Annotated in this window: 16 protein-coding genes and 1 riboswitch; of the genes, 10 read left to right on the plus strand and 6 right to left on the minus strand. The window is 71.0% G+C overall.

Annotated elements, in window-relative coordinates:
• Nucleotides 1-100 precede the first annotated feature (100 nt).
• Together thiC and J7357_RS09915 are read right to left on the minus strand one after the other, a co-directional pair.
• Nucleotides 101-1,978: a phosphomethylpyrimidine synthase ThiC gene (thiC, locus tag J7357_RS09910; RefSeq protein WP_209246068.1), complete on the minus strand. Its 1,878-nt coding sequence runs from the start codon at nucleotides 1,976-1,978 to the stop codon at nucleotides 101-103.
• A gap of 111 nt (nucleotides 1,979-2,089) precedes the next feature.
• Nucleotides 2,090-2,189: riboswitch (TPP riboswitch) on the minus strand.
• Between the two features lie 217 nt (nucleotides 2,190-2,406).
• On the minus strand, nucleotides 2,407-4,263 hold the full coding sequence (locus tag J7357_RS09915) for a methyl-accepting chemotaxis protein (RefSeq protein WP_209246070.1): 1,857 nt from the start codon (nucleotides 4,261-4,263) through the stop codon (nucleotides 2,407-2,409).
• 368 nt (nucleotides 4,264-4,631) lie between these two features.
• Here J7357_RS09915 and J7357_RS09920 point away from each other — a divergent pair, with 368 nt between their 5' ends.
• Nucleotides 4,632-6,203, plus strand: coding sequence for a BCCT family transporter (locus J7357_RS09920; RefSeq protein ID WP_209246072.1), 1,572 nt, complete (start codon nucleotides 4,632-4,634; stop codon nucleotides 6,201-6,203).
• A gap of 22 nt (nucleotides 6,204-6,225) precedes the next feature.
• Here the strand turns inward: J7357_RS09920 and ggt are convergent, their stop codons facing one another.
• Nucleotides 6,226-7,926, minus strand: coding sequence for a gamma-glutamyltransferase (ggt, locus tag J7357_RS09925; RefSeq protein ID WP_209246290.1), 1,701 nt, complete (start codon nucleotides 7,924-7,926; stop codon nucleotides 6,226-6,228).
• Between the two features lie 510 nt (nucleotides 7,927-8,436).
• Here ggt and ilvC point away from each other — a divergent pair.
• The 9 genes from ilvC to leuB all read left to right on the plus strand — a co-directional run bounded on the left by ilvC (nucleotide 8,437) and on the right by leuB (nucleotide 17,601).
• The gene (ilvC, locus tag J7357_RS09930) at nucleotides 8,437-9,444 is read left to right on the plus strand and encodes a ketol-acid reductoisomerase (RefSeq protein ID WP_010343386.1); all 1,008 of its coding nucleotides are present in this window, start codon (nucleotides 8,437-8,439) and stop codon (nucleotides 9,442-9,444) included.
• Between the two features lie 43 nt (nucleotides 9,445-9,487).
• A complete protein-coding gene (gene ilvG, locus J7357_RS09935; RefSeq protein WP_209246074.1) occupies nucleotides 9,488-11,209 on the plus strand; it encodes an acetolactate synthase 2 catalytic subunit in 1,722 nt (573 codons plus the stop codon).
• On the plus strand, nucleotides 11,193-11,441 hold the full coding sequence (locus J7357_RS09940) for an ACT domain-containing protein (protein WP_010343388.1): 249 nt from the start codon (nucleotides 11,193-11,195) through the stop codon (nucleotides 11,439-11,441). Before ilvG ends, J7357_RS09940 begins: the two co-directional genes overlap by 17 nt.
• A 195-nt stretch (nucleotides 11,442-11,636) precedes the next feature.
• Nucleotides 11,637-12,740 (plus strand): threonine dehydratase, encoded by a 1,104-nt coding sequence (locus J7357_RS09945; protein WP_209246076.1) that lies wholly within the window; start codon nucleotides 11,637-11,639, stop codon nucleotides 12,738-12,740.
• Complete coding sequence (locus tag J7357_RS09950) at nucleotides 12,737-14,293, plus strand: 2-isopropylmalate synthase (RefSeq protein ID WP_209246078.1); 1,557 nt, start codon at nucleotides 12,737-12,739, stop codon at nucleotides 14,291-14,293. Before J7357_RS09945 ends, J7357_RS09950 begins: the two co-directional genes overlap by 4 nt.
• A gap of 84 nt (nucleotides 14,294-14,377) precedes the next feature.
• Entirely contained in the window at nucleotides 14,378-15,793 is a 1,416-nt protein-coding gene (gene leuC / locus J7357_RS09955) for a 3-isopropylmalate dehydratase large subunit (RefSeq protein WP_209246080.1), read from the plus strand.
• Nucleotides 15,793-15,972, plus strand: coding sequence for a hypothetical protein (locus tag J7357_RS09960; RefSeq protein WP_209246082.1), 180 nt, complete (start codon nucleotides 15,793-15,795; stop codon nucleotides 15,970-15,972). The genes leuC and J7357_RS09960 overlap by 1 nt, the downstream gene beginning before the upstream one ends.
• Entirely contained in the window at nucleotides 15,972-16,550 is a 579-nt protein-coding gene (gene leuD, locus J7357_RS09965) for a 3-isopropylmalate dehydratase small subunit (RefSeq protein ID WP_209246084.1), read from the plus strand. The genes J7357_RS09960 and leuD overlap by 1 nt, the downstream gene beginning before the upstream one ends.
• Nucleotides 16,540-17,601 carry a 3-isopropylmalate dehydrogenase gene (leuB, locus tag J7357_RS09970; protein WP_209246087.1) on the plus strand — a complete coding sequence of 354 codons (1,062 nt, stop codon included), beginning with the start codon at nucleotides 16,540-16,542 and terminating at the stop codon, nucleotides 17,599-17,601. Before leuD ends, leuB begins: the two co-directional genes overlap by 11 nt.
• Before the next feature lie 179 nt (nucleotides 17,602-17,780).
• Here the strand turns inward: leuB and J7357_RS09975 are convergent, their stop codons facing one another.
• From J7357_RS09975 to J7357_RS09985, 3 genes are all read right to left on the minus strand, one after another.
• Nucleotides 17,781-20,786 carry a ligand-binding sensor domain-containing diguanylate cyclase gene (locus J7357_RS09975; protein ID WP_209246089.1) on the minus strand — a complete coding sequence of 1,002 codons (3,006 nt, stop codon included), beginning with the start codon at nucleotides 20,784-20,786 and terminating at the stop codon, nucleotides 17,781-17,783.
• Between the two features lie 114 nt (nucleotides 20,787-20,900).
• Nucleotides 20,901-22,298, minus strand: a complete 1,398-nt coding sequence (locus J7357_RS09980) for an ATP-binding protein (protein WP_244667417.1) — start codon at nucleotides 22,296-22,298, stop codon at nucleotides 20,901-20,903.
• The gene (locus J7357_RS09985) at nucleotides 22,295-22,972 is read right to left on the minus strand and encodes a response regulator transcription factor (RefSeq protein WP_010344484.1); all 678 of its coding nucleotides are present in this window, start codon (nucleotides 22,970-22,972) and stop codon (nucleotides 22,295-22,297) included. Before J7357_RS09985 ends, J7357_RS09980 begins: the two co-directional genes overlap by 4 nt.
• Nucleotides 22,973-22,986 lie beyond the last annotated feature (14 nt).

Here is a 22,986-nt window from a genome sequence, read left to right on the forward strand (position 1 = left end):
GTCGTCACGACCGAAGATGCCGGCCGCACCTGCCGTGCGCGAACGCACGGCAGGCTTGGCGTTGGACCGGCGCGTGCGCACACGCGCCGGCCGCGACAGGTCACTCGGCGCGGTACACCTGCGCGCCGGCCGCCAGGAACTGCGCCGATTTTTCCGCCATGCCGGCGTGCAGCGCGGCCTCGGCGTCGACACCATGTTCGGCGGCGTAGTCGCGCACGTCCTGGGTGATCTTCATAGAACAGAAGTGCGGCCCGCACATCGAACAGAAGTGCGCCAGCTTGTGCGCGTCCTTGGGCAGGGTCTCGTCGTGGAACTCGCGCGCCTTCTCCGGATCCAGGCCGAGATGGAACTGATCGTCCCAGCGGAACTCGAAGCGCGCCTTGGACAGGGCGTTGTCGCGCACCTGCGCACCCGGGTGGCCCTTGGCCAGGTCCGCGGCGTGCGCGGCGATCTTGTAGGCCATGATGCCGTCGCGCACGTCGGCGCGGTTGGGCAGGCCCAGATGCTCCTTCGGCGTGACGTAGCACAGCATCGCGGTGCCGAACCAGCCGATCATCGCCGCGCCGATCGCCGAGGTGATGTGGTCGTAGCCCGGGGCGATGTCGGTGGTCAGCGGCCCCAGCGTGTAGAACGGCGCCTCGCCGCACTCGCGCAGCTGCTTGTCCATGTTCTGCTTGATCAACTGCATCGGCACGTGGCCGGGGCCTTCGATCATGGTCTGCACGTCGTGCTTCCAGGCCACCTTGGTCAACTCGCCCAGCGTCTCCAGTTCGCCGAACTGGGCGGCGTCGTTGGCGTCGGCGATGCAGCCCGGGCGCAGCCCGTCGCCCAGCGAGAAGGCCACGTCGTAGGCCTTCATGATCTCGCAGATCTCCTCGAAGTGGGTGTAGAGGAAGTTCTCGCGATGATGCGCTAGGCACCACTTGGCCAGGATCGAGCCGCCGCGCGAGACGATGCCGGTGACGCGTTTTGCGGTCAGCGGCACGTAGCGCAGCAGCACGCCGGCGTGGATGGTGAAGTAGTCCACGCCCTGTTCGGCCTGCTCGATCAGGGTGTCGCGGAAGATCTCCCAGGTCAGTTCCTCGGCGCGGCCGTCCACCTTCTCCAGCGCCTGGTAGATCGGCACGGTGCCGATCGGCACCGGCGAATTGCGCACGATCCATTCGCGGGTCTCGTGGATGTGCTTGCCGGTGGACAGGTCCATCACCGTGTCCCCGCCCCAGCGGATCGCCCACACCAGTTTCTCCACTTCCTCGGCGATGCCGGAACTGACCGCGCTGTTGCCGATGTTGGCGTTGATCTTGGTCAGGAAGTTGCGGCCGATGATCATCGGCTCGCTTTCCGGATGATTGATGTTGCACGGCAGGATGGCGCGGCCGCGGGCGATCTCGTCGCGCACGAACTCGGGCGTGATCTGCTGCGGGATCGCGGCGCCGAACGCCTCGCCGGGATGCTGCACGCGCAGTTGCGCATCGTGCAGGTCGTGCAGGCGCTGGTTCTCGCGGATCGCCACGAATTCCATTTCCGGGGTGACGATGCCGCGCCGCGCGTAATGCATCTGGGTGACGTTGGCGCCGTCGCGTGCGCGCCGCGGCAGGCGCCGGGCGGGGAAGCGCACCGCCTGCAGGCGCGCGTCGTCCTCGCGCGCGCGGCCGAACTGCGAACTGAGCCCGGCCAGCGCCACGCTGTCGCCGCGCTCGGCGATCCAGGCCGCGCGCAGCGGCGCCAGGCCGGCACCGAGATCGATTCGCGCCTGCGGGTCGGTGTAGGGCCCGGACGTGTCGTAGACGGTGATGGGGGCGTTCTCCTCGCCGCCGAACACGGTAGGCGTGCGGGTCAGCGCGATCTCGCGCATCGGCACCTGCAGGTCGGCGCGCGCGCCCTGCACGAAGATCTTGCGCGAACCGGGGATCGGGCGGGTCACCGCCGCGGACAGGGTGTCGGTCTGCTGCTGCAGCGGGTTGGGTACGGCGTTCATCGGCGTTCGTCCTGGTTGGGTGACCCGCGGGGGAACGCGGGACGGGTGCGAGCGGACTCGCATCTCGGACGAAGCGGCGGCGCGGGCCCGCCACGGACGCGCACGCGCCGGCAGCGGACTTGCGAAGCTTCCCTACGCCGGTATCAGCCGGATCAGGTTCGAAGGGACTGTCTCAACCGCGGCCTGCGCCGCGGTACCCCCGCTTCTGCGGCTATTAGACCCGTTTCCGCCGCCGGCCGCCAACCGGCGCGGGCTGAACGCCAGCACAGCCGCCGCGCCCATGTGTCAGCGCCGCGACACAGATTGCCACCGGCGACAAACCGCGACCACGCGGCCGGCCTAGGCTGGACGGACAAGAATCCACGCTCTCTCTCTCATTGCCGCCGGCACCGCTGGCGGCATTTTTTTGCCGGCGCGCGGGCGATGGCTCATTCCAGCATGTAGGCCACGCGCAGGCCGCCCCAGTGGCGCCCGCGCACATGCACCGGCACCGACAGGTCGAACAGGATCTGCCCGGTATCGCGTCGGTACACCTGCAGCAGATAGGGCGCGGTGTGGCGGCCGACGTTGCGGCCGACCCGGTCGGCGAAGATGCGCTTGGTGCGGTTGCCGACCAGATCGCGCGCGCGGTCGCCGCTGAGCGGCTGGCTGAAGCGCAGATTGTGGGTCGGCACATACCCGTCGACGTTCGCGCAGATCGCGAACACGATCCATGGATGCGCGGCCAGCAACGGCTCCTGCAGCGGCGGCAACAACTCGTCGCACACCGCATCGAACGCAGTGCGGTACTTGGGCGGGTCGATGCCGGGGATCGGCACGTATTCGGTGGAGAACAGCGCGTCCTCGCCGATCCGCCCGCGCGCAAGTGCGGCCTCCAGCGCCAGGCCGACGCTGACCGCCGCCGCCTGCGCCAGATCGCGCACGCGCGCATGCCGTGGCTGCCGCATCGGATCGGCGGGCAGCCGGAACAGGTTCACGCAGTCGTGCAGGGTCTCGCTGCCGGCAGCCAGGTCGGCGCTGCGCTGGAGTACCTGCGCGGCGTGCTGCAGATTGCTGCGGCTGAGCCCGACCACGTGCTCCACGGCGCGGCCGATGCCGCCGATCTCCCCGCTTTGCGTGGCGATGCGGCCGGCCACCGCCTCCATCGCCGTACTGGCGCGACCGAGCAACTCGCCGATGCCGCCCAGCACCTGTTCGGTGCGCTGCGCCGAGGCGGCGCTGTCCTGCAGCGCCGCACCGGTCTCGCCGATGATGCTGCGCACGTCGCGCGCCGCGGTGGCGGCGCGGTCGGCCAGTTGCCGGATCTCGGTGGCGACCACCGCGAACCCGCGCCCGGCCGGGCCGGCATGCACCGCCTCGATGCTGGCGTTGATCGAGAGGATATTGGTCTGGAACGCGACCGCATCGATCACCTCGATGACCTGGTTGGCGCGCGCCGAACGCCGCGCCAGCTCCTGCATCGACTGGCCGAGGCGATGCGCCGCTTCCACGCCCTGGCGGGCGCTGTCGTCGGCACTGGCCGCCACTGCGATCACCGCGCGCAGGTCGCGGTCCATCTCCTGCAGGCTCTGCAGCAACTGCCGGGTGGTGCCCAGAACGGTCTGCAGCGCATCCAGCTGGGTCTGGGACTGCCGCGCCAGTTCGTCGTTCTCGGCGACCACATGCGGCACGTCGGCGGCGATCTGCAGCGACAACGCCACCGCCTGGCGGATCGCCTCGGCCAGGTTGCCGAAGCCGGCCGACAGGCGCCGCCCCGGCATCGCCTCGGTCTCCTGCGCCGACAGCGGCGTCTGCAGCCCCAGATCCAGATCGCAGCCGGTCAGCCGCTCGCCGACCCGATCCAGCAGCGCCTGCGCCACCGCCCCCTCCTGGATCCGCTGCGCCAGCGCCTGCAACGCCGGGCTGGTCGCCCCCTGCGGCTGGCCCTCGCCGAGCAGCGCGACGTCGCGCAACAGTGCCGCGGTTTCCGGATGCGGCAGCGACAGCAGCCAGCCCTGGTCGCCACGATCGCGGTCGCGCTGGTAGCGCACGCGGCGCGCGGGATCGCCCCCCGGCGCCTGCCAACTGCCTTCGCTGTCGACCAGGGCGGCCAGCGGCAAGCCCCAGACGGCCTCGCTGGCAGCGCCGAGCAGGGTTTCGGCCGGGACGCCCAGCAGGTCCAGGGCGGCACGGTTGGCGGCGCTCACGCGCCCATCGGGCTCCAGCCGCAACAGCGCGATCGGGGCATCCGGCAAACCGGCAACGGGCGCGGCGTCGGCATCGGGACTGCGTGAGAACAAGGCCATCGGCATCTTCCTCGGTGCTGCGGCCATGGTATCGGCTCCTGCCCCGCCCTCGCAGCGACATACACCGCAACCGGGATCACCATCATGCAAGGGCGGTGCATCGGCAGACCCGCCGACGACACGACCATGACGTCGTCTTCGCGAACATGCGGCCATCGCAACGCCCGACCGCCCCTGGATTTGGCTCCAAGCGCTCGATATGGCGCGACCGTGCAGTGCACCGGCACTGCGATGCGGCAGGCCACGCGCCATGGGCGCGACGCGACGCCGGTGCAGACCCGCTGCGTCGTCTCCCCGCCCGTTTGCCGTGGGTCGGTCTGGCGGCCGCAGCGCCTCTCATCCGTTCCACTACTGGAGACACACCACCCATGGTGTTCCGCATTTCCATCGCCTTGGTGGCGCTGCTGGTCCTGATCGCCGGCGTTGCCCCCGGCCCCTTCAATGCGGTGGTGCAGACGGCGCTGGCCGACGTGATCCGTAGTGCCGGCTGGCTGTACCTGTTGATCGTGTTCCTGACCCTGAGCTTCCTGCTGTACCTGGCGTTCGGCCGCTTCGGCAACCTGCGCATCGGCGGCGAGGACGCCGAGCCGGATTTCTCGCGCGGGAGTTGGCTGTCGATGTTGTTCGCCGCCGGCATGGGCATCGGCCTGGTGTTCTGGGGCGCGGCCGAGCCGATCTCGCACTTCCTCAAGCCGCCGGAAGGGTTGGCGCCGGAGAGCATGCAGGCGGCGCGCGCCTCCATGCGCTACGCCTTCTTCCACTGGGGCCTGCACCCGTGGGCGGTGTATGCGCTGATCGGCCTGGCGATGGCCTGGTTCCAGTACAACCGCAACGGCCGCGGGTTGATCAGCGACATCCTGCAGCCGGTCATCGGCCGCCATCATCGCGGCTGGATCGGGCAGAGCGTGAACATCGCCGCGGTGGTGGCCACCGTGGTCGGCGTGGCGACCACGCTGGGCTTCGGCACCATCCAGATCGCCGCGGGCGTGCAGCGCGTGTTCGGCGTGCACGCGGGATTGCCTCTGCAACTGACGGTGATCGGCGTGGCCTTCGTGCTGTACATGCTGTCCACCAGCACCGGCGTGGAACGCGGCATCAAGTGGCTATCCAACATCAACCTGGCGCTGGCGGCGCTGTTGCTGATGGCGGTGCTGGTGATCGGCCCCACCGGCTTCATCTTCGACACCTTCACCACCACCTTGGGCGCCTACCTCAATCAACTGGTGACGATGAGCCTGCGCATGTCGCCGTTCTCCGGCGATCGTTGGGTCGCCGACTGGACCATCTTCTATTGGGCCTGGTGGATCGCCTGGGCACCGTTCGTCGGCGCGTTCATCGCCCGCGTGTCGCGCGGCCGCAGCGTGCGCGAATTCGTCGTCGGCGTGGTGCTGGCGCCGACCCTGCTCGGCTTCCTGTGGTTCTCGGTGTTCGGCGGTACCGCGCTGTGGTCGCAGCTGTTCGGCCACGTCGACATGCTGCAGGCGCTGCACAACGGCTACGAGACGGTGCTGTTCACGCTGTTCGACAGCCTGCCGGGATCGCTGCTGCTGTCGAGCGTGGCGTTGTTGCTGCTGATGATCTTCTTCGTCAGTTCCGCCGATTCGGCGGTGCTGGTGCTGGCCAGCATGTCCACCGACGAGGCCGGCGACCCGCCGCTGGCGCGCAAGGTGGTGTGGGGCGTGGCGGTGGCGCTGATCGCCGCGGTGCTGCTGCTGGCCGGCGGCCTGGATGCGCTGCAGGGCGTCATCACCATCGCCGCGCTGCCGTTCGCGCTGCTGATGGTGCTGGTGATCGTGTCGCTGTACCGCGTGCTCGATGCCGAGTCCAACCGCCAACACCGCCAGGCGCAACGCGCCCGGCACATGATCGAGGCCTGGATCGCGCGCGAACAGGCGGCGCGTGACGAGGCAGACGCGGCGGCGCCCCGCGAACAGGAATGAACGCCGCCGCGCGCGGCGTCCCTCAATAACCGGCGGCCTGCCCGTCCTTGCGGCTCTCCGACGCGCCGTAGTACACGCCGCTGTCCGGGTCGCGCGCGATCGCCTGGTAGCCGCCATACGGGCCGTCGGCGAAGATCACCCGGTGGCCCTTGCGCATCAGCGCGCGGATCGTCTCGTAGGAAAAGCCGGTCTCCAGGTTCAGCTCGCCGCCGTCGCGCATCGCGGTGGCCTGCCCGGTCGGCTCGGTGGAGCCGTCGTGCTGGATCCGCGGCGCGTCGCCGGCCTCCTGCAGGTTCATGTGGAAATCGATCAGGTTCATCAGGATCTGCACGTGGCCCTGCGGCTGCATCGCCCCGCCCATCACGCCGAAGCTCAGCCACGGCTTGCCGTCCTTGGTCACGAACGCGGGGATGATGGTCTGGAACGGACGCTTGCCCGGCGCATAGCCGTTGGGATGGTCTTTCTGCAGCACGAACATCTCGCCGCGGTCCTGCAGGATGAAGCCCAGCCCCGGCGGTGCCATGCCGCTGCCCATGCCGCGGTAGTTGGACTGGATCAGCGACACCATCATGCCGTCGGCATCGGCCACGGTCAGGTAGATGGTGTCGCCCTCCTCCAGTTGCTTCGGCGTGCCCGGCTGCACTTCCTTCAGCGCGCGGTCCATCGAGATCAGCGCGCGCCGTTGCGCGGCGTAGTCCTTGGAGATCAGCCGCGCCAGCGGCGCCGGCTGGAACGCCGGGTCGGCATAGAAGCGCGCGCGGTCGGCGAAGGCCAGCTTCTTGGCCTCGGTGAACAGGTGCACGTGCTCGGCCGAGCCGAACGGGATCCTGGAAAAGTCGTAGCCCTCCAGGATGTTGAGCATCTGCAGCGCGGCGATGCCCTGGCTGTTGGGCGGCAGTTCCCACACGTCGTAGCCGCGGTAGTTGGTGGACACCGGCTCGACCCATTCGCCATGGTGGCTGGCCAGGTCCTCGTAGCGCAGGAAGCCACCGTTGGCCTTGAAGTAGGCATCGATGGTGCGCGCGATCGGCCCCTTGTAGAACGCGTCGCGGCCGCCGTCGGCGATCTGCTGCAGGGTGTTGGCCAGGTTCGGGTTCTTCCACAGCTCGCCCTTGCGCGGGGCGCGGCCGTCAATGGTGAACTGCTCCTTGAAGCCGGGGTACTGCGACAGCCGCGGCACCGAAAGGCCCCAGTAGTAGGCGATGGTCTCGGCCACCGGATGGCCGTCGCGGGCGTAGCGGATCGCCGGCGCCAGGTTCTGCGCCATCGTCCTGCGCCCGAAGCGCTCGTGCAGCGCGAACCAGCCGTCGACCGCGCCGGGCACCGAGACCGGCAGCGGGCCGGTGGCCGGGATCTCCTTCAGCCCGCGGCGCTGGAACTCGGCCAGGGTCAGTGCCTTGGGTGAGCGGCCGGAGCCGTTGTAGCCGTACAGCTTCTGCGTCTTCGGATCCCAGACGATGGCGAACAGGTCGCCGCCGACGCCGTTGCCGGTCGGCTCCATCAGCCCCAGCGCGGCGTTGGCGGCAATTGCCGCATCGACCGCCGAGCCACCCTCACGCATGGTCTCCAGTGCGATCTGCGTGGCCAGCGGCTGTGAGGTGGCGGCCATGGCGTGCGGGGCGATCACTTCCGAGCGGGTGGCGAACGACTGGCCGGTGATGCGGTCGGCGGCCTGCGCCGGCACCGACGTGGCCAGCGCCAGGGCCAGCGCCAGGCGCGCCATGGAAGGAAGCGATACGGACATGCGCGGCTCTCCGGAAACAGGGACGCCCACCGTACCCGAGTGCGGCGGGCGGCGCCGCGCACGCGTACACATCGCGCCCTTGGCAATCGCCGGATTTCCGCGCAATTGGCGCCATTCGCCGCCTGCGCCGCCTCCGTTTCATGCGTAACCATGCAGTGCTGGCGCGGCTTTCGGCACATTCGTGCAGAAGGGCCCGCGACACAGTTGACAGTCGCGCAAAGCCCATGTTTATCTCGCTGCATGTTGCAGCGCCACACTCGCCCGAAGCCGACCCACCAGCCCGCCGCATTGCGCGCGGACGCTGCCGCGTCGCTCCTCGTACTCGTGCTTATTACCTCGCCCACAAGTGCGGGACGAACCGGCGTGTAAGCGACAAGCAGCCAGGATTCGATCAGACCCCGCACCGGCAACGGCGCGGGGTTTTTCGTTTCAGTGACCATGAATGCAAGACCCCTCTCCACTCCAACACCGTTCAAGGACATCCGCCCCATGACCAGTTCCGCCCAGCCCACCACCAAGATCGCCATCGTCGGTTACGGCAGCCAGGGCCGCGCGCACGCGCTGAACCTGCGCGAGTCCGGCTTCGACGTCACCATCGGCCTGCGTGCCGGCGGCCCGACCGAAGCCAAGGCGCAGGCCGACGGCTTCGTGGTGAAGAGCCCCGCCGAGGCGGTCAAGGACGCCGACCTGGTCGCGGTGCTGACCCCGGACATGGTGCAGAAGAAGCTGTACGAGGAGGTGCTGGCGCCGAACATGAAGCAGGGCGCCTGCCTGCTGTTCGCGCATGGCCTGAACGTGCACTTCGACATGATCAAGCCGCGCGCCGACCTGGACGTGGTGCTGGTCGCGCCGAAGGGCCCGGGCGCGCTGGTGCGCCGCGAGTACGAGATCGGCCGCGGCGTGCCGTGCATCTGGGCGGTGTACCAGGACAAGAGCGGCAAGGCCGAACAGTTCGCGCTGGAATACGCCGCCGGCCTGGGCGGCGCGCGCGCCAACCTGATCAAGACCACCTTCAAGGAAGAGACCGAGACCGACCTGTTCGGCGAGCAGGCGGTGCTGTGCGGCGGCGCCTCGTCGCTGGTGCAGGCCGGCTTCGAGGTGCTGGTGGAAGCCGGCTACCAGCCGGAGATCGCCTACTACGAAGTGCTGCACGAACTGAAGCTGATCGTCGACCTGTTCTACGAAGGCGGCATCACCCGCATGCTCGAGTTCGTCTCCGAGACCGCGCAGTACGGCGACTACGTCAGCGGCCCGCGGGTGATCGACGCGGCCACCAAGGAGCGCATGCGCGACGTGCTGACCGACATCCAGAACGGCACCTTCACCAAGAACTGGGTGGCCGAGTACGACGCCGGCCTGCCGAACTACAAGAAGTTCAAGCAGGCCGACCTGGACCACCCGATCGAAACGGTCGGCAAGCAGCTGCGCGCCAAGATGGTGTGGCTCAACGGCGACGCCGCTGCCGCGCCGGCCGCCGGCGGCACCAAGGCCGCGTAACCCGCGGCTCCCCCACCCGCTTCCACCGAAAGGTCGCCACCGTATGAACTCCTCCGCTCACGGCACGCCCCGCAACGGCGCGCGCTGGCTGACGCAGGCCCTGGAAGCCGAAGGCGTGGACACGCTGTTCGGCTATCCGGGCGGCACCATCATGCCGTTCTACGACGCGCTGGTAGACAGCCAGCTCAAGCACATCCTGGTCCGCCACGAACAGGGCGCGGCGCTGGCCGCCAACGGCTACGCCCGCGCCAGCGGACGGGTCGGCGTGTGCGTCGCCACGTCCGGCCCGGGCGCGTCCAACTTGGTCACCGGCATCGCCGATGCGATGCTCGACTCGGTGCCGATGATCTGCCTGACCGGGCAGGTCGCCACGCCGCTGCTGGGCACCGACGCGTTCCAGGAACTGGACGTGTTCGGGCTGACCCTGCCGATCGTCAAGCACAGCTTCCTGGTGCGGCACGTGGACGACCTGCCGCAGGTGCTGCGCGACGCGTTCCGCATCGCCCGCGAGGGGCGGCCGGGGCCGGTGCTGATCGACCTGCCCAAGGACGTGCAACTGGCCGATGCCTCGCATCTGCCGGCGCACGTGCCGGCGGAAGTGCCGACCCCGCCGGCGCCGCAGAACGCGGTGCTGGCCGAGGCGCTGGCGGCGATCGCCGGCGCCGAGAAGCCGGTGATCTACGGCGGCGGCGGCATCGCCCTGGGCGATGCGGTGGAAGCGTTCCGCCAGTTCGTCGAGGCCACCCGCATCCCCACCGTGCTGACCCTGCGCGGCCTGGGCGCATTGCCGCACGCGCACCCGCACTACCTGGGCATGCTCGGCATGCACGGCACCCGCGCCGCCAACATGGCGGTGCAGGAGTCGGACCTGCTGATCGTGGTCGGCGCGCGCTTCGACGACCGCGCCACCGGCAAGCTGGCCGAGTTCGCGCCGTTCGCCCGGGTCATCCACCTGGACGCCGACGCCTGCGAGATCTCCAAGCTGCGCCAGGCCGATATCGCCGTGCCCGGCGACGTGGCGCAATCGCTGCGCGCGCTGGCCGCGGCCACCAGCACCTGCGAGCCCTGGCACGCGCGCTGCGTCGCCCACCGCGAGAAGTTCGGCGCGCGCTACGACGCGCCTGGGCAGGACATCTACGCGCCCGGCCTGCTGAAGCGGCTGAGCGAACTGGCCCCGGCCGACACCGTGATCGCCTGCGACGTCGGCCAGCACCAGATGTGGGTCGCCCAGCATTGCCGCTTCAACCACCCGCGCAATCACCTGACCAGCGGCGCGCTGGGCACCATGGGCTTCGGCCTGCCGGCGGCGATGGGCGCGCAATTCGCCTGCCCCGACCGCACCGTGGTGCTGGTCAGCGGCGACGGCAGCTTCATGATGAACGTGCAGGAGCTGGTCACCATCGCCCGCTGCAAGCTGCCGGTGAAGATCGTGCTGCTGGACAACAGTTCGCTGGGCATGGTGCGGCAGTGGCAGGAACTGTTCTTCGCCGAGCGCTACAGCGAGATCGACCTGTCCGACAACCCGGATTTCGCCGCGCTGGCGCAGGTGTTCGGCATCCCGGCCAAGCGCATCACCGCGCGCGGCCAGGTCGACGACGCGCTGGCCGAGCTGCTGGCGCAGCCGGGCCCGGCGCTGCTGCACGTGGCCATCGACGCACGCGCCAACGTGTGGCCGCTGGTGCCGCCGAACACCGCCAACAGCACCATGCTGGAAAGCAATCCCGCGACCCAGCGCCAGGAGACGACACATGCGTTACCAGCTTGACCTGGTGCTGAAACCGATCGACGGCGCCCTGCTGCGCGCGATCGGCATGGCCGAACGCCGCGGCTTCGCGCCGATCTCGATCAGCGGCGCGCCGGTGGCCGAGGACGCCGGCCGCTGGCACCTGCAACTGGTGGTGGACGGCAACCGTCCCGGCGAGACCTTGCGCCTGCAGATGGAGAAGGTCTACGACTGCGAATCGGTGCGCGTGACCGCGCTGGACGGCGTAGCGTGATGGCGCCGGGATTCGGGAGTGGGGAGTCGGGATTGGGCGCGCATCCCAAGGTCCCGGCGTGCATGGCGGTCCTGCCGCGCCAGCGCCGTGCTGCCATGCGGAGGCATCTTCTTCAACGGAGGTCGCTTCTTCGCGCTCGCGCCCAGGATTCCCGCTGCGAATCCCCACTCCCCACTCCCCGCTCCCGGCCCCACCATGTCTGACGCCGGTCGCCCTGCGCAGGAGCCGGATGTAGGCCACGTCGCCGTCAGCGTGGCCGACGTGCTGGCCGCGCAGGCGCGGCTGCGCCGCTACCTGTCGCCGACGCCGGTGCATTACGCCGAACGCTTCGGCGTGTGGCTGAAACTGGAGAACCTGCAGCGCACCGGCTCCTACAAGGTGCGCGGCGCGCTCAACGCGCTGCTGGCCGGGCTGGAACGCGGCGACGAGCGCGCGGTGATCTGCGCCTCCGCCGGCAACCACGCGCAGGGCGTGGCCTGGGCCGCGCACCGGCTGGGCGTGCAGGCGATCACGGTGATGCCGCACGGCGCACCGCAGACCAAGATCGCCGGCGTCGCGCACTGGGGCGCCACCGTGCGACAGCACGGCAACAGCTACGACGAGGCCTTCGCCTTCGCCCGCGAGCTGGCCGAGCAGAACGGCTACCGCTTCCTGTCCGCCTTCGACGACCCGGACGTGATCGCCGGCCAGGGCACCGTCGGCATCGAACTGGCCGCGCACGCCCCGGACGTGGTGATCGTGCCGATCGGCGGCGGCGGCCTGGCCTCCGGCGTGGCCCTGGCGCTGCGCTCGCAGGGCGTGCGCGTGGTCGGCGCCCAGGTCGAAGGCGTGGACTCGATGGCGCGGGCGATCCGCGGCGACATCCGCGCCGTGGATCCGGTGCCCACCCTGGCCGACGGCGTCAAGGTTAAAATCCCCGGGTTCATCACCCGCCGGCTGTGCGCCAGCCTGCTCGACGATGTGGTGATCGTGCGCGAGGCGGAACTGCGTGAAACGCTGGTCCGCCTGGCGCTGGAGGAGCACGTCATCGCCGAGGGCGCCGGCGCGCTGGCCCTGGCGGCCGGGCGCCGCGTCGCCGGCAAGCGCAAGTGCGCGGTGGTGTCCGGTGGCAACATCGACGCCGGCGTGCTGGCGACGCTGCTGTCGGAGGTGCGCCCGCGCCCGCCGCGCAAGCCGCGCCGCCGCAGCGCCGAGCGACTTCGCAGCCAACGTCCCGCCCCGCCCGCTCCTGCCCGCATCGCTCCGTCCCCGCCTCCCCATCCGCAAGCCACCGCCGCCGTAGAGGAACCCATCTGGTGAACACTTCCGTTTCTTCCCAGACCCCCCGCATCCGCATTTTCGACACCACCCTGCGCGACGGCGAGCAATCCCCCGGCTGCAGCATGACCCCGCCGCAGAAGCTGGTGATGGCGCGCGCCCTGGCCGAGCTGGGCGTGGACATCATCGAGACCGGCTTCCCGGCCAGCTCGCAGTCCGATCGCGAGGCGATGGCGCTGATCGGCCGCGAGCTGCGCACGCCGACCCTGGCGGTGCTGTCGCGCTGCCTGGCCGCCGACATCGAGACCTCGGCACGGGCGCTGGAAGCGGCGGCCAATCCGCGCCTGCACGTGTTCCTGTCGACCAGCCCGCTGCACCGCGAGCACAAGCTGCGCATGACCCGCGAGCAGGTCCTGGAGTCGGTGCGCAAGCACGTATCGCTGGCGCGCCAGTACGTGGACGACGTGGAGTTCTCGGCCGAGGACGCCACCCGCACCGAGGAGGATTTCCTGGCCGAGGTCGCCAGCGTGGCGATCGCCGCCGGCGCCACCACCATCAACCTGCCCGATACCGTCGGCTTCACCACCCCGGAAGAGATCCGCGGCATGTTCGCGCGGATCATTGCCAACGTGCCCGGCGCCGACCGGGTGGTGTTCAGCACCCACTGCCACAACGACCTGGGCCTGGCCGTGGCCAACTCGCTGGCCGCGGTGGAAGGCGGCGCGCGGCAGGTGGAATGCACCATCAACGGCATCGGCGAGCGCGCCGGCAACTGCGCGCTGGAAGAGATCGCGATGGCGCTGAAGGTGCGCAACGCGTTCTACGAGTTGGATACCACGATCAATACGCCGCGCATCGTCGCCACCTCGCAGTTGCTGCAGCGCCTGGTCGGCATGCCCGTCCAGCGCAACAAGGCGATCGTCGGCGGCAACGCCTTCGCCCACGAGTCGGGCATCCACCAGCACGGCATGCTGCGCCACCGCGGCACCTACGAGATCATGCGCCCGGAAGACGTGGGCTGGGAATCCTCGCAGATGGTGCTGGGCCGCCACAGCGGCCGCGCGGCGGTCGAGCAGCGCCTGCGTGCGCTGGGCTACGTGCTGGACGAGGCCGAACTGAACATCGCCTTCGATGCGTTCAAGGCGCTGTGCGAACAGCAGCGCGTGGTCAACGACGCCGACCTGCAGGCGATGATGCAGGACGCGCCGGAGAGCCAGGGCTACCGGCTGTCGTCGATGACCGTCAGCGACCGCGGCCAGCGCGCCAGCGCGCAGGTCGAGCTGTCCGATCCGGACGGCCAGCGGGTCAGCGAGCGCGCCGAGGGCGACGGCCCGGTGGACGCGCTGTTCGCCGCGCTGTCGGCCGCCACCGGCGTGCAGCTGGTGCTGGACAGCTACCAGGTGCACAGCGTCGGCATCGGCGCCGACGCGCGCGGCGAGGCCAACCTCAGCGTGCGCCACGGCGAGGTCGAGTACGACGGCACCGGCACCAGCCGCGACATCATCGAGGCCAGCGCGCTGGCCTGGCTGGACGTGGCCAACCGCGTGCTGCGCCAGCGCCAGGCGGCGCCGGCCGCCGCCGACGCGATGGCGTGAGCGGCCACGCCGCGGTCATCGTCCTCGTGCACGCTCGCCTTCGCTTGCCCTCCCCGCCCAGCTTTCCTGCCAGGTAGTTCCGCAATGTCCGCCACTCCCCGCACCCTGTACGACAAGCTGTGGGACGCGCACGTCGTCGTCCCCGAAAGCGCCGCCGCCCCGGCGGTGCTGTACATCGATCTGCACCTGATCCACGAGGTGACCTCGCCGCAGGCGTTCACCGAGCTCAAGACGCGCGGCCTGCGGCCGCGCCGGCCCGACCGCACCAAGGCGACGATGGACCATTCCACGCCGACCCTGCCGCGCGGCGCCGACGGCAAGCTGCCGTACTACACCCCGGCCTCCGAGGCGCAGGTGGACATGCTCGCGCGCAACTGCGCCGACTACGGCATCGAACTGTTCGACATGGGCTCGGACAACCGCGGCATCGTCCACGTGATCGCGCCGGAGCAGGGCTTCACCCAGCCCGGCATGACCATCGTCTGCGGCGACAGCCACACCTCCACGCATGGCGCGTTCGGCGCGCTGGCGTTCGGCATCGGCACCAGCGAGGTCGGCCACGTGCTGGCCACGCAGTGCCTGCTGCAGCGCAAGGCCAGGACCATGGCGATCACCGTCGACGGGCCGCTGGCGCCGGGCGTCGGCGCCAAGGACGTGATCCTGCACATCATCGGCGTGATCGGAGTCAACGGCGGCACCGGCCACGTGCTGGAATACCGCGGCTCCACCATCGAAGCGATGGACATGGAACAGCGCATGACCCTGTGCAACATGTCGATCGAGGCCGGCGCGCGTGCGGGCATGGTCGCGCCGGATCAGGTCACCTTCGACTGGGTCGCCAACACCCCGCGCGGCCCCAAGGGCGCCGACTTCGACGCCGCCGTGCAGCGCTGGTCGCAGTTGCGCAGCGATCCCGGCGCGCGCTTCGACGCCGAGGTGCACATCGATGCGCGCGAGATCCGCCCGACCCTGACCTGGGGCACCCACCCCGGCACCGCGATCGCGGTGGACGTGCCGATCCCGGCCGCACAGGATCCGGCGGCGCAGAAGGGCCTGCACTACATGCACCTGGAAGCCGGGCACGCGCTGATCGGCACGCCGGTGGACGTGGTGTTCGTCGGTTCCTGCACCAACGGCCGGCTCAGCGACATGCGCGCCGTGGCGCAGGTGCTGCGCGGGCGCAAGGTGGCGCCGCACGTGCGCATGCTGGTGGTGCCGGGTTCGGAGATCGTCAAGCGCCAGGCCGAGGCCGAGGGCATCCACGAGGTGGTGCGCGCGGCCGGCGCGGAATGGCGCGAGTCCGGCTGCTCGATGTGCATCGCCATGAACGGCGACCTGGTGGCGCCGGGACAGCTGGCGGTGAGCACCAGCAACCGCAATTTCGAGGGCCGTCAGGGCCCGGGCTCGCGCACCCTGCTGGCCTCGCCGCTGACCGCGGCCTGGGCGGCGGTGAACGGCAAGGTCAGCGATCCGCGCGCGCTGTTCGCGGAGGTCGCGTGATGGCGTCGCACATCGCCGCGTTCGCGGCCACGCTGACCTTCGTCGCCACCACCACCCGCGCCTTCGCGCACCGCCACCAGCCGCTGCTGCCGCCGCACGTGCCGCCCGCGGCGCTGCCGCCGCCCGTGGCCGACGCAGCGCCCGCCCCCGACTCCGTCGCTTCCCAGGAGACCCCGTGATGGCCGGCTTCGCCACCCTCACCTCGTGCAGCGTGGTGCTGCGCCAGACCAACATCGACACCGACCAGATCATCCCGGCGCGGTTCCTGTCCACCACCGAACGCGCCGGCCTCGGCCGCCACGCCTTCAACGACTGGCGCTGGCAGGCCGACGGCACGCCGAACCCGGAGTTCGCCTTCAACCAGGCGCACAACGCCGGCCGCCAGATCCTGCTGGCCGGGCGCAACTTCGGCTGCGGCTCCTCGCGCGAGCATGCGCCGTGGGCGCTGACCGACCTGGGCCTGCGCGCCATCGTCAGCAGCGAGATCGCCGACATCTTCCGCAACAACAGCCTCAAGAACGGCCTGCTGCCGATCGTGCTGGCCGAGGACGAGGTGCAGACGCTGATGCAGCGCCCGGACGACGAACTGACCGTGGACGTGGCCGCGCGCGAACTGCGCACGCCCGACGGCCGCGTCTACGCCTTCCCGCTCGACGCGTTCTCGCAGACCTGCCTGCTCGAAGGCGTGGACGAGATGGGCTACCTGCTGCTGCGCCAACCCGACATCGAACGCTACGAGGCCACCCATGCACGCTGACATCGTCGTCCTGCCCGGCGACGGCATCGGTCCGGAAGTCGCCGCCGCCGCGGTCGCGGTGCTGCGCGCCGTCGCCGCGCGCCACGGCCATGACTTCCAGTTCCACGAACACGACATCGGCGGCATCGCCATCGACCGTCACGGCGAGCCGCTGCCGGCGGCCACGCTGACCGCCTGCCAGGGCGCCGACGCGGTGCTGCTGGGCGCGGTCGGCGGACCGAAGTGGTCCGACCCCAACGCCAAGGTGCGCCCGGAGCAGGGCCTGCTGGCGATCCGCCGCGGCCTGGGCCTGTTCGCCAACCTGCGCCCGGTCAAGCCGCACAAGGCGGCGCTGGACGCCTCGCCGATCAAGCCGCACCTGTTGCAGGGCGTGGACATCGTGGTGGTGCGCGAACTGACCGGCGGCATCTACTTCGGCGACAAGACCCGCAGCGCCAGCGACGCCAGCGACCTGTGCCGCTACACCGTCGCGGAGATCGAACGGGTGCTGCGCAGCGCGTTCCGCCTGGCCAGGCAGCGCCGCAACCACGTGGTCTCGGTGGACAAGGCCAACGTGCTGGAAACCTCGCGGCTGTGGCGCGACGTCGCCGCGCGGATCGGCCGCGAGGAGTTCCCGGACGTGCGCCTGGAACACCAACTGGTCGATTCGATGGCCATGCACCTGCTGGCCAAGCCGCGCGAATACGACGTGATCGTCACCGAGAACATGTTCGGCGACATCCTCACCGACGAAGCCTCGATGCTGGCCGGCTCGCTGGGGCTGCTGCCCTCGGCCTCGCTGGGCGACGGCCGCATCGGCCTGTACGAGCCGATCCACGGCTCGGCGCCGGACATCGCCGGCAAGGGCATCGCCAATCCCTACGCGACCATCCTCAGTGCGGCGCTGCTGCTGCGCCATTCGCTGGGCCTGGACGCCGAGGCGGTGGCGATCGAGCAGGCGGTGGATGCCGCGCTCGAGGCGCAGGCGTTCACCGCCGATCTCGCCGCGCCCGGCCAAGGCATCTCCACCGAGGCGGCCACGCAGGCGGTGTTGCAGCGCCTGCAGGGCTGATCCGCGCCGGCGCACTGGCGCCGGCCGCCTCCCGCCCGCCGCGACGATGCGGCGGGTGCAGAACACCCCACTGCAATACCCCACGCGCTTCGCGGCGCCTGCCTGGCGCCTGCGCGCGCTGCCCACGCAACCTGCGTCGCCGCGCAACCGACGCGCGGCGTCCGTGTGACGACAGCGCCCTAGCCGACCACCCGATCGCGGCCTTCGCGCTTGGCCTGGTACAGGAGCTTGTCGGCCTTCACCAGCAGGTCGCGGCGCGTGCGCAGGGTCGGCGACACGCAGGCGAAGCCGATGCTGGCGGTGAAGCGCACCGCGCGCCCGTCGTCGTCGTACAGCACCAGGTCGGCGATGCGCACGCGCAACGCATCCAGGCGCGCACGCGCCGGTTCCTGGTCCAGGCCGGGCAGCACCAGCAGGAATTCCTCGCCGCCGTGGCGCGCAGCGAACGCCTGCTCGCCGAGACTGGCGCGCAGCGCCTCGCCGACCCGGCGCAGCACCTCGTCGCCGATCTCGTGGCCGTGCGCGTCGTTGATCTTCTTGAAATGGTCGATGTCCAGCAGCGCCACGCACAAGGGCGTGCGCGTGCTCAGCGCCCGCTCCAGTGCCGTGTTGAGGTAGGGGTCGCCGGTGCGCCGATTGGGCAGGCCGGTCAGGGCATCGTGGCCGGCCTGGTAGGCGAGCTTGCGCACCAGATCCTCGCGTTCGAGGTTGGCCAGCTTCAAGGCCAGGTTCTTGGCCTTCAGCTCGTGGGTGCGCTCGGCGATGATGGTGTTGAGGCGACGCTGGCGGCGCCGGTAGCGATGGCTGCGACCGCGGTACCACCACAGGATCAGGCCGGTCGCGCACAGCGCCACCAGCACCACGAACGGCCAGCGCTCCCAGAACGGCGGCACCAACTGCAACTGCAGCGAAGCGCTGCCGATGCGGTCGCTGCGCGACCAGTCCAGCGGGCTGGTCATCGCCTGCACGTCCAGGCGATAGCTGCCCGACGGCAGGTTGGTGTAGACGGCCTCCTCGCTGCTGCCGGCATCGACCCACTGGCGGTCGAACCCCTGCAGGCGATAGCGGTAGCGCACCTTGTCCGGCGAGCGGAAGCTGAGCCCGGCATAGCCGACCGCGAGCCGGGCGACGCCGCCGTGCAGGCGGTACTCGCCCCGCAGCGGCTGCGCCACGCCATCCACCTGCACGTGCGAGATCACCAGCGGCGGCGCGCGCACGTCGCGCCGGCTCGGCAGCGCCGGATCGATCAGCGCCAGGCCGGCCGAGGTCGGGATCAGCAACACCCCGTCGCGGCTGCGCCAACCGGCCGGCGCGGTGCTGCCGTTGCCCTGCACGCTGGGCATGCCGTCGCTGCGATCGACCACGTCCACCGCCAGGGTGCTGCGCTGGCCGGCGTCCAGTTCCGCCAGACGCGCACGCGCGATGCGCAGCACGCCGCGATTGCTGTTGGCCCACAGGTTGCCGTTGCCGTCGTCGAGCAACCGGAACAGCTTGTCGCGCGGCAGACCGACGCTGTGGTCGTAGATGCGCCACTGCCCGCCGCGTAGCCGCAGCAGCCCGCGGTCGCTGGCGACCCACATCGTGCCGTCGGCATCTTCGAGGAAGTCGAAGGCGTTCTGCGCCGGGAAGCCGTGGCCGCTCGGCCGCGCCCGCAGCGTGCCGTCCGCGGCGAGCGTGGCGATGCCCTGGCTGGTGCCGATCCACAACACGCCGGCGCGGTCGCGGTACAGCGCCTGCACCTGCCGCCCCGGCAAGCCGTCGGCGCTGCCGTAGGCCCGCGTGCGATCGCCCTTGCGGTACAGCAGCCCCTCGTTGCCGCCGATCCACAGGCCGCCGTCGGCGTCGGCCAGCAGCGCCCGCACCATGCTCCGCGGCACGCCCGCGGCCATGCCCAGGCGCTGCCGGATGCTGCCGTCGGCCGACAGCAGCAGCACGCCCTGGTCGTAGGTGCCGACCCACATGCCGCCATCGCGCGCGGCGGCCAGCGCCAGCACCGACGGATCGCGGCCCGCGCGCTCGCTCAATCGCACCCCACGGATGCGGCCGCCCTGCCAGCGGTCGAGGCCGGCGGCATGGCCGATCCAGATCGCGCCATCGGCGTTCTGCTGGACCACACGCACGTAGTCGCTGCCCAGCCCGTCCTGGCGGGTCAGACCGCCGGCGTCGCCCTTGGCGACGCGAAACAGCCCGTCGGTACTGCCGGCCCAGATCAGGCCTTCGTGATCCTCGATCAGCGCCGGGCTGACCACGCCGGAAATCGACAGCACTTCGTCGCTGGCGCCGTTGCCGGCGCGCCGCAGCAGTTGTCCGCTGGACAGGCTCATCCACAGGTGCCCATCGCGGTCCTGCAGCGCGGCATCGACGCGCTGGCCGCGCCGCAGCCATTGCAGGCTGTCATCGGCGCCGAGCCAGAACACGCCCTCGTCGCTGGCCGCCAGCAGGCCGCCGTGGCGGTCGGGGGCCAGGCGCCGGATCGACGCCGTGCGCATCGCCGCCGCCCCCCAGCGCTGCGCGCGCGTGCCATGCGCGGTCAGCCGGAACAGCCCTTGCGGCGTGCCCACCAGCACCGCATCGCGGTAGCGCAGCAGCGCGGCGATGCGGGTCCTGCCCAACCCCGCAGCGGCGCCGGCATCGACCAGGCGGCCGTCGGCCTCGATCCGGAACAGGCCGTCCTCGCTGCCCACCCACAGCCCGCCATCGGCATCGCGCAGCATGGCGGTGACCCGCAGCCGTTGCGCGCGCGCATCGCCCAGATGCTCCCAGCGCCCGGCGGCATAGCGGAACACGCCGTCGTAGGCGGTGCCGACCAGCATGCCGCCGTCGGCGTCGGCGAGCAGCGCGAACACCCCCGACAGTTCCATGCCCGGGGTGTTCTGCCGATCGAAGACGGTGAAGGCGCGGCCGTCGAAACGCGCCACGCCCTCCCAGGTGCCGACCCAGATCATGCCGTCGCGGTCCTGCGCCAGCGCGTGCACCAGGTTGTGCGGCAACCCCTCCTGCATGGTCCAGCGCGCGATCACCGGGCGCTCGAGCACCGCGCGTTCGGTCAGCGCCGCGGCCGGTTCGGCGCGCGCGACGACACTGGCGCAGCACAACGCCAGCAACAGGCACAGACCCACGCCCAGGCGGCGACACAGCGCGTGCGCGCCGTCGCGAATATCGTGACGCCGATCCCCCTGTTCCATCCTTTCCGAATCACACCGGTAACGGCGCGCGGGTACCCCCCTGTGGGCAGATGGCTAATCTATCACCGCCTGTTCGGCGCCGATGTCAGGGTGTTCCTGACGCCCAGGCTGCATTCACGGCGGCAGCGGCAGGGTCACGCAAACGCGCAGGCCGCCCAGGGTCGGCGAGGTGTCCAGGGTCACCTCGCCGCCGTGCGCGCTCACCACCTCGCGCACGATCGCCAGGCCCAGGCCGCTGCCCTCCACGCCGCTGCCCAGTTCGCGGTGGAAGCGCGCGAACACCCGCTCGCGCGCCTCGGCCGGGATGCCGGGGCCGGAATCCTCGACGCTGAAGCAGACCCCGTCGCGCCCGGCGCACAGGGCCACCTCGACCTGGCCCTGCGGCGGTGCGTAGCGCAACGCGTTGTCGATCAGGTTGCGCACCAGCGCCGACAGCGCCGCCTCGTTGGCCGGCAGCCGCGCCGGGTCGTTGCGGCGCAGGTGCAGGTGCTGGCCGCGGCGCGCGGCCAGGTCGTGCGCTTCCTCCACCTGCAGCGCCACCAGCGCATCCAGCGCCAGCGGCGACAGCGTCGCGGCGGCAGCCCCCGGCTCGACCCGGCTCAGGGTCAGCAACTGCGCGACCAGCCGCTCGACCCGGCGCACGCTGGCGTCCAGGTGCCGCTGCGAGTCGGCGCGCTCGTCGGCATCGCGGGCCTGCCGCAGGTTGTCGGCGTGCACCTTCAGCGCGGCGATCGGGGTGCGCAGCTCGTGCGCGGCGTCGGCGATGAAGCGGCGTTCGCGCTCCAGCGCGGTCTGCAGGCGCCGCATCAGCCCGTTGACCGCGGCGACCAGGCCGAGGATCTCGCGCGGCACGCCCTGCAGCGGCAGCGGCTCCAGCCGCTGCGGGTCGCGCTCGCCGATCGCCTGCGACACTCGGCTCAACGCGCCGCTGGCCCAGTTCACCAGCAGCCACACCAGCACCACCAGCACCGGCAGCGCCAGCAGCAGCGGCAAGGCCGTGCCCAGCGCGATGTCCTCGGCCAGTTCCTCGCGGATATCGGCCTGTTCGCCGGTCTGGAACCAGCGCCCGCCCGGCGAGCGCAGGCTGAAGGTGCGCCAGCGGTCGCCATCCAGGGTCACGTCGGCGAAGCCGGCGCGCAGCGGCGCCAGTTGCCGGGTCGGCCCGCTGTCCGAGCGCAGCAGCAGATGGCCGTTGCCGTCGCGTACCTGGAACGCCAGCTTGCTTTCGTAGGCGTGCCCGGTGCGGAACGCCAGCGCCTCGCCCACGCCCTGCGCCTGGCCATGCCAGCCGTGGATCACGATGGCATCGCCGGCCGGCCCCAGCCGCGACAGATCGTCCAGCGGCTCGTCGACCAGGCTCAGCAGTACACGCGAGGACTGCACCAGCTTGGCGTCGAACATCTCGCCGGCCTCCTGCAGGCCGGCGCGGTAGCTCAGCAGCGCGGTCAGCGCGAACACCGGCACCACCACGCCGAGCAGGCCGCCCAGCAAGCGTCGCCGCATCGAACTCATGGCGCCGCCGTCGCGGCCTGGGTGTCGAGCGCGTAGCCGACCCCGCGCACGGTGCGGATCAGCGCCGGATCGAGCTTGCGCCGCAACTGGTGCACGTGCACGTCCACCGCGTTGCTGGCCACGTCCTCGTCCCAGCCGTACAGCCGCTGCTGGATCGAATCGCGGGCGATGGCGCGGCCATGGCGCTCGGCCAACAGCCACAGCAGGGCGAACTCGCGTCGGGTCAGGTCCAGCGCACGGCCGCGCCAGCGCACCGCCAGGCGCTCCGGGTCCAGGTGCAGCGCACCGATCTCCAGCTGCGGCGTGGCGCGGCCGGCGCTGCGCCGCAGCAGCGCACGCGTGCGCGCCAGCAGTTCGGTGGTGTCGAAGGGCTTGCCCAGGTAATCGTCGGCGCCCACGTCCAGGCCCAGCGCGCGATCGGCCGGCCGTTCGCGCGCGCTGAGCACCAGGATCGGCACGTCGGCGCCGAGCTGGCGGGTGCGCCGGATCACCTCCAGCCCATCCATGCGCGGCAGCCCCAGGTCCAGCAGCACCAGGTCGATCTCGCCATCGCCGATCGCCGCCAGCGCAGCGGCACCGTCCTGCACCCAGTCCACCGAATAGGCGGCGCGGCGCAACGCGGTGCGGATGCCTTCTCCCAGCGACAGATCGTCTTCCACCAGCAGGATGCGCATGGCCGCAGTGTGGG

Origin of the sequence: Xanthomonas sp. D-109 (genome assembly GCF_017746095.1) — a bacterium.
Classification (GTDB): domain Bacteria; phylum Pseudomonadota; class Gammaproteobacteria; order Xanthomonadales; family Xanthomonadaceae; genus Xanthomonas_A; species Xanthomonas_A sacchari.